The following is a 12801-nucleotide window of genomic DNA, read 5'->3' as shown; positions in this document are numbered from 1 at the left end:
AGCAGCGGCGGCCGGCTCAGAGGTACTGGCCGGTGCGGGAACTACCGTCACCGGGCTGCCCGGGCTGCCCCTGCTGACCCGGCATGCCGGGGATCATCCCGCCCGGCCCCATCGGCAGCGCCGGCCGGTTGCCGGTACGCATCTGCTCCAGCTGCAGCCGGGCCGCCATCTGCTGGGCCATCAGCGCCGCCTGGATGCCGTGGAACAGCCCTTCCAACCAGCCGACCAGCTGCGCCTGGGCGACCCGCAGCTCACCCTCGCTCGGCGTCGCGCCGTCCTCGAACGGCAGGGAGATCCGCTCCAGCTCCTCGCGCAGCTCCGGGGCGAGCCCGTCCTCCAGCTCGGTGATCGACCGCTGGTGGATCTCACGCAGCCGTTGCCGACTGGCCTCGTCCAGCGGGGCGGCCCGAACCTCCTCCAACAGCTGCTTGATCATGCTGCCGATCCGCATCACCTTGGCCGGCTGCTCGATCAGCCGCGACGGGTCGTCCGGATCGGCGGCATCGTCGTCCGCACCGCCGGCCGCACCGGTGCCGACCGTGCCGATCGGTCGGCCGTCCGGGCCGACCACCACCACCGCACCGGGCCGGCCACCGGTCGCAGCGGACTCTTCGGTCACTTCCGGGGCCTCTGGTGTATCGGTCATGCCATCCATCTTGACGCAGCATCCGCACCGCCCGCTCGGCGGTCCCCCGATCCCGCCGCCTCGGCTAGCCTTGACCGGTCCGCCCCGGGGAAGCCGGCTAGCCTTGGCCGGGTCCGCCCCGGGCCCCGGCTGTCGGCCGCGCCGCCTGGTCAGTCACATAGCATTGACGCCGCCCGGCCGAGCGGGTAGAACGCCGGATGGGCCGTCGACCAGCCCCGTCGCACCCCTTGCGAGAGGACCCCCCGTGCCCCACATCGACCGCCGGCAAGCTCTGAAGCTGCTGGCCGCGCTCGGCGCCACCGGGCTGGCCAGCGCGTGCAGCATCGGCACGGGCGACGACTCGGCCGACGATGACGGCCTGGTCAGCGACGTTCCGGTACGGATCGGCCTCATCGTCCCGCAGACCGGCGGCTACAAGCCGATCGGCGACGAGATGCTCAACGGCTTCCAGCTGTTCCTGGACAACAACGATCGGCGTTTCGGCGGTCGGCCGGTCGACCTGGTGATCGCCGACGAGGGGGAGACCGCAGAGTCCGGGCTGGCGGCGGTGGAGTCGCTGCTGAGCCAGCAGGTGCTCGCGTTGACCGGGGTGGCCAACTCCGCGGTGATGCTCGCCATCCGGGACCGGGTGGAGGAGGCCCGGGTGCCGCTGATCGGGTCCAACGCCTCCCCACGCAACCTGCAGAGCGTCGTCTACATCTGGCGCACGTCGTACGTGGCCGACGAGGCCGGTCTGGCCCTCGGCGCGTACCTGGCCCGAGAGATCAGCGACGACGGCGAGGTCGCGATCGTCGCTGCCGACCAGCCGGCCGGCCGGGACCTGGTGCAGGGTTTCCGGGAGGGTTTCGGCACCGGTGACGAGCGGATCTCGGCTCCGGTGATCTGGGCGGACTCGACGCCGAACCCGGGCCGGGACACGTTCTCCGAACCGATCGAGGAGGTCGTCGACCGGGATCCGGAGGCGGTGTACTGCTTCTTCACCGGGACCGCCGCTGTCGAGTTCGTCCGGCAGTTGCGCGACGCCGGCTACGACGGGCCGATCTACGGACCGGGCTTCCTGACCGAGGGCAACGTCGTGGATCAGCTCGGCGACGAGGCCAGTGGGATCATCACCGCGCTCAACTACTCCGCCGACCTGGACAACTCGGCCAACCTGCGGTTCGCCAGTGGCTACCGCAAGCGGTACGGGGCGTCGCCGACGACGTACGCGATGGCGTCGTACGACGCGGCGCACGTGCTGGACAAGGCGATCCGTACCGCCGGCGCCGGGGTGACGGCGCAGGAGCTGAACCTGGCGCTCGGGCGGATCGGGCAGATCGACAGCCCGCGCGGACCGTGGCAGTTCAACCAGCCACGTACGCCGCAGCAGAAGTGGTACCTGCGCGAGGTGCTCCGCGACGGCCCGGTGCTGTCGAACGTCCTGATCACCGAGCTGGCCACTCTCGGCTGAGCCGGCCCGGCGACCCGGCCGCAGCGGGGTCGGCGACCCGGCCGCAGCGGGGTCGTGGCAGCGCGACGGCTCAGCCGCGGAGCTCGGCGACGCAGCATTTCACGCTGCCGCCGCCCTTGTGCAGCTCGGTGAACTCCACCGGGACCGGCTGGTAGCCGGCGGCGGCCAGCTTCGCGGTCATCGCGGTCGCCGCGTCGTTGAGCACCACGTGCCGGCCGTCGCTGACCAGGTTCAGCCCGAAGGCGAGCGCGTCGGCACGGCTGGCCAGCAGGGCGTCCGGGAAGAGTTGGCGCAGCACCCGTTGGGAGGCGGGGGAGAAGGCCGCAGGGTAGTAGGCGACGTTCTCGTCGTCGAGGACGGCCAGCGCGGTGTCCAGGTGGTAGAAGAGCGGGTCGACCAGCCGCAGCGACACCACCGGGCGGCCGAGCGTCTCCTGCACCCGTCGGTGCGCGTCGGGGTCGGTGCGGAAGCCGTAGCCGGCGAGGATCGTTCCGCCGTACGCCGTCGGCAGGTAGGCGAAGTCGCCTCCGCCCTCGTTGGTCTCGGTCGGTCGGACGTAGCGCCAGCCGAGGTCCTGGTAGAAGTCGCGGTGTGCGCCCGCTTCGGCGGCCCGCTGGGGATGGGCGAAACGGGCTCCGTACGCGGTGCCGTCGACGGTGAACGCACCGTTGGCGGCGTACACCATGTCGGGCAGGCCGGGTCGCGGCGGCAGTACGTGGACCTCGTGGCCGAGCCCGGTCAACGTCTCCCGCAGACACTGCCACTGCTTGAGGGCAAGCTCGGCGTCGACCGGCTGCTGCGGGTCCATCCAGGGATTGATCACGTACTCGACGCCGAAGTGCTCGGGCGGGCACATCAGGTAGACCCGCGACGGGTCGGTGGCGGCACGCGCGACGGTCACGGGAACCAAGAGTAGGTACGCTGTTACACAATAAGAAGCCACGATCGTTGCGCGTGAAGGGTCGAACGTTGCAGATCGACACCGTGGACCAGCGGATCATTGCGTCGCTGATGGCCGATGCCCGCTCCTCGTACGCCGACATCGGGGCCCGGGTGTCGCTGTCCGCGCCGGCGGTCAAACGCCGCGTGGACCGGCTCCGGGCGGCCGGCGTGATCCGGGGTTTCACCGCCGTGGTCGACCCGGCGGCGGTGGGCTGGACCACCGAGGCGTTCGTCGAGCTGTACTGCACCGGACGGACCACCCCGGCGCAGCTCGCCGCCGCCACCCGCCGCCATCCGGAGGTCGTCGGCGCCTACACGGTCAGCGGCCAGGCCGACGCCCTGGTGCACCTGCGCGCCGCCGACATCGCCCACCTGGAACAGGCCCTCGAACGGCTGCGCGCCGAGCCGTTCGTCACCTCCACGCGCAGCATGATCGTGCTGTCCCGGCTGGTCGACGCCCCGCCGCCGGTGGCCGTCCCCGACCAGCCGGCCTGACCTGTCCGCCAGCGGCGGCAACCGGCCGGCGTCAGAGACACCGGCCGGCGTCAGAGACACACGCCGGCGTCAGAGATACATGCCGGTACGGTGACCGCCGGTGTCGCCGCGCGACGGCTTGTCCCCGTCGCCGAAGAACCGCTTGCCGCCGAACTCGCCATGCAGCCGGTCGTCCAGCTCGTCGGCCAGCCCGGTCATCACCTGGACGGCGAGCATCAGATGGGTCGCCTGGAAGTTGCGGCCGAACACCGGGATCGACGCCCAGACGGTGTCGTTGGTGCAGTACAGCCGCCCGATCGGCATCCGGTTGGTCAACTCGGAGAGCTTCACGTACAGCTGCTCGGTCGGCTCCACCTCGGTCAGTACCGGCGAGAAGACGTCCACCAGCGGCGGATTGTCGCGGATCCGGACGAAGACCATCGCCGAGCCGGCCCGGATGCCGATGTCGCCGTCGGCGTCGACGTGCAGGTGCTCCGGCGTACTGCGCATCATCGTCGCGACGACCGTGCGGACCTGGTCGTCGAGTGGCAGCGCGTCGGCCGGGTCGACGTCGTCGCCGGTGCCGACGAGATCGTCGTCGGTGGGCAGCCCGAAGGTGTCACCGATCGACGACTGCGGCCGGGCGGTACCCAGCGGCTCCACCTCGATCGGCTCGTCGTTGGCGTCGTGCACCGCGTAGACGACGAACGCCGGATGCGGTGCGCCGTACACCTGACGCAGCGTGTGGGTGATCACCGAGGCCAGCCGGCTCACGTCGGCGGTGGTCGTGGTCAGCCCGAAGTTGTCCCCCGACCCGGCCACCACGCCCGGCGGGGACCAGCCCAGCGCGACCAGCTCGGCCACCGCGTCCCGGTTCATCCGGTACTCCGCCGGCAGGGTCGCGTTGCTGACCGCCGAGGCGTTCAGCCGGTCCTGCAGGCCGATCCGTACGCCCACCGAGTAGATCGCGTCCCCGGTGCCGGACGCGGTCGGGTCGAGGGTGAGCTCCACCTGGCCGCCGGCCGGCAGGGTCGGCAGCGTCGCGGCGAGCGCGGCGGCGAAGTCACGCCACGCCTGGGTCACCTTCTCCCGCAGGTCGGCCGTGCTCGGCTCGTCGAGCAGGAGCGGCTCGGGCGCCGCTGGTTGGTCCCCAGTCGTCTGGTCCCCGCTCACCTGGTCTGCTGTCCCCGGCACCTGCTCCCCCACCATGATCAACTCAGTCCCACTGTGCGCACACCCTACCCAGGTGAGCCACCATGCCGGCTAGCCCCAGCGGCGGTCGGATTGCCGCCATCGTCACGACGACCCCGCCGTACCGCCGCTGGCCTGCGCTTTCCGATGTAGCCCGCCGGTCGCCGGCCGTGAGAGGCTGGCAGCATGGCCCGTTCCGCCCCTCGAGACGACGCCGGTGACCGCGACCTGACCGTCGGTGAGCCGGCGACCAGCGCGGCCGGGCTGCCGGGCGTCACCCACGCGCTGCGCGCCGGCGTCGCACAGATGGGGGTACGCCGTACCGCGCTCACCCTGGCCCGGGTCAACCAGCCCGGCGGCTTCGACTGCCCCGGCTGTGCCTGGCCGGAGCCGGCCGCGAAGCACCGCGCCCACGCCGAGTTCTGCGAGAACGGAGCCAAGGCCGTCGCCGAGGAGGCGACCCTGCGCCGGGTCACCCCGGAGTTCTTCGCCGCCCACCCGATCAGCGAACTCGCCACCCGCTCCGACCACTGGCTCGGCCAGCAGGGCCGGCTCACCCACCCGATGGTCCGCCGGCCCGGTGCCGACCACTACACGCCGATCGACTGGGACGAGGCGTTCGGGCTGATCGCCGACCAGCTGCGGGCACTCGACTCTCCGGACCGGGCCGCCTTCTACACCTCCGGCCGCACCTCCAACGAGGCCGCGTTCCTCTACCAGCTGTTCGCCCGGTCACTCGGCACCAACAATCTGCCGGACTGTTCCAACATGTGCCACGAGTCGTCCGGCGTCGCACTGCTGAGCACCATCGGCATCGGCAAAGGCTCGGTGACCCTCGACGACCTGCACCGGGCCAAGCTGATCGTGGTGGTCGGGCAGAACCCCGGCACCAACCACCCCCGGATGCTGTCGGCCCTGGAACGGGCCAAACGCGACGGGGCCACCATCGTCGCGGTCAACCCGCTGCCCGAGGCCGGGCTGATCCGGTTCCGCAACCCGCAACGCCCCGGCGGCCTGGTCGGTGCCGGCACCCCGCTGGCCGACCACTTCCTGCAGATCCGCATCGGCGGCGACCTGGCGCTGTTCCAGGCGATCGGCGCGCTGCTGGTCGCCACCGACGCGGTCGACACCGACTTCGTCGACACCCACACCAGCGGGTATGCCGACTACCGTGCCGCCCGCGCCCAGGTGGACTGGCCGACCGTGACCGCCGCCACCGGGCTGGACCGGGCCCAGATCGTCGAGGTCGCGAAGCTGTTCGCCGACTCCGAGGCGACCATCGTCTGCTGGGCGATGGGGCTGACCCAGCGGCAGGACTCGGTCGACGCGATCCGCGAGATCGTCAACGTGCAGCTGCTGCGCGGCATGATCGGCAAGCCCGGTGCCGGGTTGTGCCCGGTCCGTGGGCACTCGAACGTGCAGGGCGACCGGACCATGGGCATCTGGCACGAGCCGCCGGCCTGGTTGCCGGCGCTGGGCCGGCAACTCGGCGTACCGATGCCGACCGCGACCGGGTTGGACACCGTCGGCGCGATCCGGGCGATGCGCGACGGCGACGTCCGCGTCTTCATGGCCCTCGGCGGCAACTTCGCCGCCGCCAGCCCGGACACCGCCGTGACCGAGGCCGCCCTGGCCTCGTGTGCGCTGACCGTGCACGTGTCGACGAAGCTGAACCGCTCGCACGTGGTGCCCGGTGGGACCTCACTGATCCTGCCCTGCCTGGGCCGCACCGAACGGGACCGGCAGCCCGGTGGCGAGCAGTTCGTCACCGTCGAGGATTCGATGTCGGCGGTGCACGCCTCCCGGGGCCGGCTCGCCCCGGCCAGCGACCACCTGCTCTCCGAGGTGGCGATCGTCGCCCGGCTGGCCCGCGCCACGCTGCCCGACTCGCCGGTGCCGTGGGAGGCGTACCAGGCCGACTACGCGACGATCCGGGCCACCATCGCCGGGGCGGTGCCGGGCTTCGCCGACTTCGAACGCCGGGTCGCCGAGCCGGACGGTTTCGTCCTGCCGCACCCGCCGCGCGACCGGCGCACCTTCGCCACGCCGTCGGGCCGGGCCGCGTTCACGGTGAGCCCGTTGACGGTGATCGAGGTGCCGCCGGGTCGGCTGCTGCTGCAGACGATGCGCAGCCACGACCAGTACAACACCACGATCTACGGGCTCGACGACCGTTACCGGGGCATCCGGGGCGGACGGCGGGTGGTCTTCGTGCACCCGGACGACCTGGCCGCGCTCGGGGTCGCCGACGGTGACGTCGTCGACCTGGTATCGGAGTGGTCCGACCAGGTCGAACGCCGGGCGAAGGCGTTCCGGGCGGTCAGCTACCCGACGGCGCGCGGCTGCGCGGCGGCGTACTTCCCGGAGGCGAACGTGCTGGTGCCGTTGGACTCGACGGCCGCAGGTTCGAACACCCCGACGTCGAAGCAGATCATCATCCGCCTGGAGCGGGCCTGACCTCACCTGGCGCCGGACTGACCTCACCTGGACTCGGCCCGGCCTCGCCGCCGCCGTAGGCGCGGGCCAGCGCGGCCAGCCGGGTGCCGGCTTCGACCGGGTCGGCGCCACGACCAACCGCCAACCCCAGCAGGTACGCGGTGACCGGCGCGCCGGGGCGCAGCACGTTGTGCGCCACGTCGCGGGCCAGGTCCAGCACCACCGGCACCGGCACGTCACCCGGGTCGAGCCCGAGTTCGGCGGTGGCAACCGCCACCCACTCGTCCATCGTGTCACTCATCCCTGACTCCCTGTCACCGGTTCGGCTACGGAGCATCGAGGTGTGGCCCGTCCACGTCATCCGTGCTTCCTCTCGGTGATCATTGCACTCCTCGATCGATGCTCAGACGTCTGGCGTGCGGGCAGTCGGTAGAGCCCACGACGCTGTACGAATATCTCCCGCCGCTCGGCGGCGTTTCCGTCGATGTCGATCGCATAGCCGGTCAGCCAGCACCAGCCCTGATACGTCCACTTCCGGTCTACCGCTACGTTCAGGGCGTGAAGCTCGTCGCCCTGGCAGACATCGCTACGATGCTCGGCGGCGTGTCGCGAACCAGGACGGTGGAGATCGTCCGCCGGCCGGGATTCCCCGAGCCGATCGATGTGGTGGGCAACGGCCGGATGCGCATTTGGAGTCGCGACGAGGTGGCGGCCTGGATCGCTGCCAACCGGCCGAGCCAGCGCGAGGACTGATCCGGCAGGAAACCGACATCCTTACTTGTGCCCGGCCGGCACGAGGGCGCGTGGGAGAAGCTTGCCGACCACATTCGCGCTCAGATCAGGAGCGGCGAGTTGCAGCCAGGCGACAAGCTCCCGTCAACTGCCCAGCTCAAGGCCGAGCACGACATCTCGGACTCGGTGATCCGCTACGCAATGCATGCCCTGCGCACTGAGGGCCTGGTCGAGAGCGCTCACGGCGTCGGCGTGTTCGTCGCCGAACCCAAGTGAGCCCTAGCTAGATCCGGTCCACTCCTGCGCCTGCCGGACGTCGCGGTCGGTGTCGCAATCGAACCACGGTGGCGGGCCGGTGTCGCGCCAGGTCACCTCGGCGACGGCCAGGTCGGCGAACGACGCCCGCATCGACGCCCCAGCAAGTACGCCACCGCGCGCTACGGCGAGCCGGCTGACGGCGTCGCACAGCCGGGCGGTGCGCCACACTCCGCAGAGCAGCTGCCGTCGGCCGGTGTCGTCGACGTACAGCGCCCCGTCGACGTCGCGTTGCCGGACGGCGACGACGAGCAGTTCCACCGCGTGCGGGGTGAGCAGCGGCAGGTCACCGGCGAGCACCGCGACCAGGTCGCCGCTGGTGGTGGCGGTGCTCGGGGCGAGCGCGGCCAGGCCGGCGGCGGTGGCGGCCACCGGACCGGCGCCGGGCGGCTCCTCGCGTACCGCCAGGACACCCGGCGGTGGGTCGGCGAGCGGGCCCACGACGATCCGTGGGTCGGCGGCCGCGACGGCCGCGAGCACCCGGTCCCGCATGGCCACCCCACCCACCGGTACGGCTGGTTTGTCCACGCCGCCCATCCGGCGCGCGGCCCCGCCGGTCAGCACCACCGCCGCGAATCCGGTCATCCCGTCCACCGTAGTCGACCGCCCGCCCCGTCGAGGTTCTGCTGGGCGGGCGGCCGACCGGCGGTACGGGTCACCGACAGCTACGGCCGGTGTTGATGCACTTGGCGATCTTCCGCATCTGCTTCTCGGAGTTCACATTGATGAAGTCGTTGTGGTCCGAGAACGGGTTGTGGTCCTCCTCCGGGAAGGAGTCGAGCCGATACTGGCCGTTGAGCTGGACGTCGCGCGGGATGTCGTACGCGATGGTGATGCGCAGCTGGGGGATCGCCACGAAGCCGCTCGGGCAGGCCCCGGTGGTGGCGTCGGCGAACGACAGGTGCGACCGGTGGTTCTCACTGTCGATGTTCTCGCCGTCCCAGCAGCCCGGGAAGTCGTGCACCCGCAGGACCTGGCTGCCGTCCGGGCAGATCGGGTACTTGCCGGCGAGCCGGTCGGCGAAGCCGGCACAGGTCCAGCTGTTACGGGCGTTCGCCGGGCCCCGGCTGATCGGCTTCGAGTCACCGGTCAGCGCGCGCAGGAACCGGGGCATCGGGGTGACCTTGCTGGTGGGGTTGCCCCGGTACTCGATGCGTACCTCGGCGGGGCGGACGATCTCGCCGGTGTTACCGGGCAGCTCCAGGTTCGGACCGGACGGCACCGGCAGCTCCGCTGGTTCCTCGCCCTGCCCGGGGTTGCCGCCGTTGCTGTTGTTGTTGCCGTTGCCGCCCCCGTTGGGGTTGCCGGCCAGGGTGCAGCCGGCCAGTGGGGTCAGGTTGGTCGGCCGCGCGGCGTTGCGGCCGATCGCGATCTCGATCCGGTCGAGCGTGGCGAACCGCTTGTCCCGCAGCGGCCCCAGGATCGCGTTGTCGATGAAGTTCGGGCCGCCCTGCCCGGCCGTGCTGACCAGACGTGCGTTGGCCTTGGCGATCTGCTGGTCCAGCAGCTGCAGGTTCCGGTCCACCTCGGCGACCGCCTGCGGCGGCACCGCGGGCAGCCGGTCCCGGACCCCGGGGCAGTCCACCGTAGGCGTGGCGAGTGGACTCACCGTCGCCACGCCACCGGAGTATCCGCCGTGCGTCCCGCCGTAGTACACGGCACAGTCGACCATCGACACCATCCCGGTCGGCCGGGCACCGTGCCGGCCGAGTTCGGTGGCGATCCGCTTCAGGGTCTCGGCGCGGCGGACCCGCAGCCAGTCCAGCACCGCGTTGTTGCGGCGCACGTCGATGCCCTCGCTGCCGGCCAGCCGCCGGTTCGCCTCGGCGATCTGCTCGTCGAGCGCGATGAGGCCACGCCGGACCTCGACGACCGCCGGGGACGGCACCGACGGCAGCCGGTCGATGGCCCGTGGGCAGGCGACCGTCGCCGGGCCGGGTTCTGCGGCCTGGTCCCGGACGGACCGGTCGATCCGGACCACCGGCCAGAAGTACGACGACCGGTCGCCGTTGCGGCACGTCGTGTCGGAAGCGGCCAACGCCTCGTCGCTGGTGTCGGCGGTGATCGCCAGGTTGCCGACGAAGTCGTGCAGGTGCTCCGCGCCGTGGCTGATGCCGGGCTGCGCCACCGGGTTGTCGGAGCTGAACTTGCCGTTGGCGTTCACTCCGCAGTCGACGGTGAACACCCCGGTGGACGCGTTGCGGCCGGGCGGGATCGCGACCACGTTCGGTGCGACGTTCTGGATGCGGACGAAGTCGTCCAGGCCGACCTCGGCGGCGGCGGTGTTGCGCCCGCCACCGGAGACGAAGGTGACCGTCGCGACAGCGCCGAGGCTCACCACGGCGATCGACAACGTGACGGCTCGGGCCTTGCCGGTTCCGATCGATCGGAACCGGCCCGGTGATGTTCTCATTCGCGCTTCTCCCTACCTTGCGCCGCATGTCTCCGGCAGCCGCGACGGCTGCCGGTTGCGCTGGTGGGTACGCGGTGGGCAGGTGTGGGGGTCGGTGATCCGGCGGCACGTAAGCACCCGGGAATACCTAGGGCCGCAGCTCCCCGAACCACCGTCCGTCGATGCTGAACAGGTCGCCCACGGTCAGGCCGCTGTCGGCGGCCGTGTCCCGTACCGCCGCGACGTCCAGGCGCGCCCACTGGAAGACCGGCCCCGGCCGGGGCCGGCCCCGCCGGGCCACAGTGGCCACGTACGCCTGCCCACGCCACAACCCCACGCCGGGCGGCTCCAACTCGACCAGCACGGTCCCCTGTGGCTGGATCAGCGCGCGGCAGCGGCGCAGCAGCGCGACCGGGTCGCCACCGATGCCGATGTTGCCGTCGAGCAGGACGGTGTGCGCCCAGCGGCCCTCACCGGGCAGCCGGTCGAACAGGTCCTGACGGACCGCCACGACCCCACGGGACCGGGTAGCGGCGACCGCCTGCGCCGAGACGTCGACCCCGAGGGCGGTCACTCCGGCCCGCGCCAGGGCCGCGGTGACCCGACCCGGACCACAGCCGAGGTCGACCGTCGGCCCGCCGCAGCGGGCCACCACCGCGTCGACCGCCGGCTCGGCCACACCGTGCCACCGCCGTACCGGCAGCCGTGACCGTGTCCCGTCGCCCTGCACCAGCCAGTGCCCACCGGGCACGACGGCGCCGAGCGGGGCCACGAAGCCGCTGTCGCCGGCCCGCTGCCGGACGCCGACGGTCACCGATCGGCCTCGGCGGACATCGCCGGCCGGCACCGCCGCACCGCCGCGACCTGGCGGGCGAACCGGCTGCCGGGGACACCTCGCGCCACCGCCACCGCGTCGGGCCACTCGTCGACGTCGCGCAGCACCGGCAGGCGTACCGGGGCCAGGCCGCGCCCGACCAAGGCGAGCCAGGTGCGTCGTCCGGTCCGGGCAGTGGACATCGGTACGGCCCGCAGCGCGTCAGCGTCGCGTGGATCCCGCAGGCCCAGCGCCCACCAGCCGCCGTCGGCGGCCGGGCCGAGCACCGCACCGGCCTCGGTCAACCGGTCGACGGCCGACGCCAACCGCGCGGGCGTCAGCTGTGGCGTGTCCATCCCGATCTGCAGCACCTGCCGCCCCGGCCAGGCGTCCGCCACGTCGGCGTGCGCGTTCGCCAACCGGTCGGCGAGCCCCGACCCGCGCTGCACCAGCACCCGCCAGCCGGCGGTCGCCGCCGTCAACTCGGCGGCCGTTCCGGCGGTGACGTCGGCGTCGGCGAACCGGCCGGCCAGGGCCAGCACCGGCTCGACCCCGGCGGTGTCCCGTACCGCAGCCATCGTGTCCAGCAGCGCCGCCGCCGCGATCCGGGCCGCTTCGGTCGGCGTCGCCGGTGGGCAGAGCCGGGTCTTCACCAGCCCGGCGACCGGCGACTTCGCCATCACCAGCAGCACGGTCACCGGGAGTTGCCCACCGTACGCAGCACCCCGACGAAGTCGCGGGTCGCGCGGTACGTGCCCCGCACGGAGCCGGAGACCTTCGACCGGGTGCCGGCCGCCCGTGGCGCGTACCGGACATCCAGCTCGACGATCCGCCAGCCGGCACCGGCCGCCCGGACCAGCAGCTCCAACGGGTAGCCGAACGCCCGGTCGGCGACCCCGAGGTCCAGCAGCGCCCGCCGGCGGGCCACCCGGATCGGGCTCAGATCACGCAGCGGTACGCCCCGGTGCCGCAGCAGGGCCGCGACCAGCGCGGTCCCGACGCGGGCATGCCAGGGCCAGGCCGACACCGAGACCGGTCGGCGACGGCCGACGGCCAGCTCCGCCCGGTCGGCCGCCACCGGCTCGACCAGCGCCGGAAGTTGCTGCGGATCGAACGAGCCGTCCGCGTCCAGGACGCAGACGAGCTCGGTCTCGGCGGCCAACAGCCCGGTGTGGACGGCGGCACCGTAACCCCGGCGGGGCTCGTGCACGACCCGGGCCCCGTGCGCCGCCGCCACCTGCGGCGAACCGTCCCGGGAACCGTTGTCGACGACAATCGCCCGGTAGCCGGGCGGCAGGGCGGTGAGCACGCCGGGCAGGGCGGCGGCCTCGTCGAGGCAGGGCAGCACCACGTCGATCGGTGTCGGCATACCGCCGACGCTAGGGCGCGCCACCACCGTACGGTGGCCC

At 72.5% G+C, this 12801-nt stretch carries 14 protein-coding genes; 5 read left to right on the top strand and 9 right to left on the bottom strand.

The features are described from left to right. Positions 1-16 precede the first annotated feature (16 nt). Positions 17-646, bottom strand: coding sequence for a bacterial proteasome activator family protein (locus O7608_RS05270; protein ID WP_289208899.1), 630 nt, complete (start codon positions 644-646; stop codon positions 17-19). Positions 647-890: 244 nt separating this feature from the next. On the opposite strand from O7608_RS05270, the gene O7608_RS05265 reads away from it, so the two are divergent. Continuing rightward, positions 891-2096, top strand: coding sequence for an ABC transporter substrate-binding protein (locus tag O7608_RS05265; protein ID WP_289208898.1), 1206 nt, complete (start codon positions 891-893; stop codon positions 2094-2096). Positions 2097-2166: 70 nt separating this feature from the next. On the opposite strand, the gene ddaH is transcribed toward O7608_RS05265, so the two are convergent. Continuing rightward, on the bottom strand, positions 2167-2997 hold the full coding sequence (ddaH, locus tag O7608_RS05260) for a dimethylargininase (RefSeq protein WP_353850499.1): 831 nt from the start codon (positions 2995-2997) through the stop codon (positions 2167-2169). Between the two features lie 68 nt (positions 2998-3065). On the opposite strand from ddaH, the gene O7608_RS05255 reads away from it, so the two are divergent. Then, positions 3066-3533 carry an Lrp/AsnC family transcriptional regulator gene (locus O7608_RS05255; RefSeq protein WP_289210787.1) on the top strand — a complete coding sequence of 156 codons (468 nt, stop codon included), beginning with the start codon at positions 3066-3068 and terminating at the stop codon, positions 3531-3533. Between the two features lie 69 nt (positions 3534-3602). Here O7608_RS05255 and O7608_RS05250 read toward each other — a convergent pair whose 3' ends face one another. Continuing rightward, positions 3603-4721: a T3SS (YopN, CesT) and YbjN peptide-binding chaperone 1 gene (locus tag O7608_RS05250; RefSeq protein WP_421358602.1), complete on the bottom strand. Its 1119-nt coding sequence runs from the start codon at positions 4719-4721 to the stop codon at positions 3603-3605. A gap of 168 nt (positions 4722-4889) precedes the next feature. Between O7608_RS05250 and O7608_RS05245 the strand changes: the two genes are divergently transcribed. Continuing rightward, positions 4890-7160, top strand: a complete 2271-nt coding sequence (locus O7608_RS05245) for an FdhF/YdeP family oxidoreductase (RefSeq protein ID WP_289208896.1) — start codon at positions 4890-4892, stop codon at positions 7158-7160. On the opposite strand, the gene O7608_RS05240 is transcribed toward O7608_RS05245, so the two are convergent. Continuing rightward, the gene (locus O7608_RS05240) at positions 7138-7440 is read right to left on the bottom strand and encodes a DUF6457 domain-containing protein (protein ID WP_289208895.1); all 303 of its coding nucleotides are present in this window, start codon (positions 7438-7440) and stop codon (positions 7138-7140) included. The genes O7608_RS05245 and O7608_RS05240 overlap by 23 nt on opposite strands. Positions 7441-7538: 98 nt before the next feature. Between O7608_RS05240 and O7608_RS05235 the strand changes: the two genes are divergently transcribed. Together O7608_RS05235 and O7608_RS05230 are read left to right on the top strand one after the other, a co-directional pair. Then, entirely contained in the window at positions 7539-7892 is a 354-nt protein-coding gene (locus O7608_RS05235) for a helix-turn-helix transcriptional regulator (RefSeq protein ID WP_289208894.1), read from the top strand. Positions 7893-7919: 27 nt separating this feature from the next. After that, the gene (locus tag O7608_RS05230; RefSeq protein ID WP_289208893.1) at positions 7920-8147 is read left to right on the top strand and encodes a winged helix-turn-helix domain-containing protein; all 228 of its coding nucleotides are present in this window, start codon (positions 7920-7922) and stop codon (positions 8145-8147) included. Between the two features lie 3 nt (positions 8148-8150). Here O7608_RS05230 and mobA read toward each other — a convergent pair whose 3' ends face one another. The 5 genes from mobA to O7608_RS05205 all read right to left on the bottom strand — a co-directional run bounded on the left by mobA (position 8151) and on the right by O7608_RS05205 (position 12761). After that, entirely contained in the window at positions 8151-8771 is a 621-nt protein-coding gene (gene mobA, locus O7608_RS05225) for a molybdenum cofactor guanylyltransferase (protein ID WP_289208892.1), read from the bottom strand. Between the two features lie 70 nt (positions 8772-8841). Beyond that, a complete protein-coding gene (locus O7608_RS05220) occupies positions 8842-10599 on the bottom strand; it encodes a DUF1996 domain-containing protein (protein WP_289208891.1) in 1758 nt (585 codons plus the stop codon). Positions 10600-10726: 127 nt separating this feature from the next. Beyond that, positions 10727-11392, bottom strand: coding sequence for a class I SAM-dependent methyltransferase (locus O7608_RS05215; protein ID WP_502959174.1), 666 nt, complete (start codon positions 11390-11392; stop codon positions 10727-10729). Further along, the gene (locus tag O7608_RS05210) at positions 11389-12090 is read right to left on the bottom strand and encodes a TIGR04282 family arsenosugar biosynthesis glycosyltransferase (protein WP_289208890.1); all 702 of its coding nucleotides are present in this window, start codon (positions 12088-12090) and stop codon (positions 11389-11391) included. The genes O7608_RS05215 and O7608_RS05210 overlap by 4 nt, the downstream gene beginning before the upstream one ends. Continuing rightward, positions 12087-12761: a glycosyltransferase family 2 protein gene (locus O7608_RS05205; RefSeq protein WP_289208889.1), complete on the bottom strand. Its 675-nt coding sequence runs from the start codon at positions 12759-12761 to the stop codon at positions 12087-12089. The genes O7608_RS05210 and O7608_RS05205 overlap by 4 nt, the downstream gene beginning before the upstream one ends. Positions 12762-12801 lie beyond the last annotated feature (40 nt).

This window comes from Solwaraspora sp. WMMA2056 (assembly GCF_030345095.1).
Classification (GTDB): Bacteria; Actinomycetota; Actinomycetes; order Mycobacteriales; family Micromonosporaceae; genus Micromonospora_E.
This window is presented reverse-complemented; position numbering and strand designations above follow the sequence as displayed.

Bases quoted from the DNA above. Each gene is read 5' to 3' on its own strand.
- O7608_RS05270 (WP_289208899.1), bottom strand. From the start codon at position 646: ATGACCGATACACCAGAGGCCCCGGAAGTGACCGAAGAGTCCGCTGCG.
- O7608_RS05250 (WP_421358602.1), bottom strand. From the start codon at position 4,721: ATGGTGGGGGAGCAGGTGCCGGGGACAGCAGACCAGGTGAGCGGGGAC.
- O7608_RS05245 (WP_289208896.1), top strand. From the start codon at position 4,890: ATGGCCCGTTCCGCCCCTCGAGACGACGCCGGTGACCGCGACCTGACC.
- O7608_RS05240 (WP_289208895.1), bottom strand. From the start codon at position 7,440: ATGAGTGACACGATGGACGAGTGGGTGGCGGTTGCCACCGCCGAACTC.
- O7608_RS05235 (WP_289208894.1), top strand. From the start codon at position 7,539: ATGCTCAGACGTCTGGCGTGCGGGCAGTCGGTAGAGCCCACGACGCTG.
- mobA (WP_289208892.1), bottom strand. From the start codon at position 8,771: ATGACCGGATTCGCGGCGGTGGTGCTGACCGGCGGGGCCGCGCGCCGG.
- O7608_RS05220 (WP_289208891.1), bottom strand. From the start codon at position 10,599: ATGAGAACATCACCGGGCCGGTTCCGATCGATCGGAACCGGCAAGGCC.
- O7608_RS05205 (WP_289208889.1), bottom strand. From the start codon at position 12,761: ATGCCGACACCGATCGACGTGGTGCTGCCCTGCCTCGACGAGGCCGCC.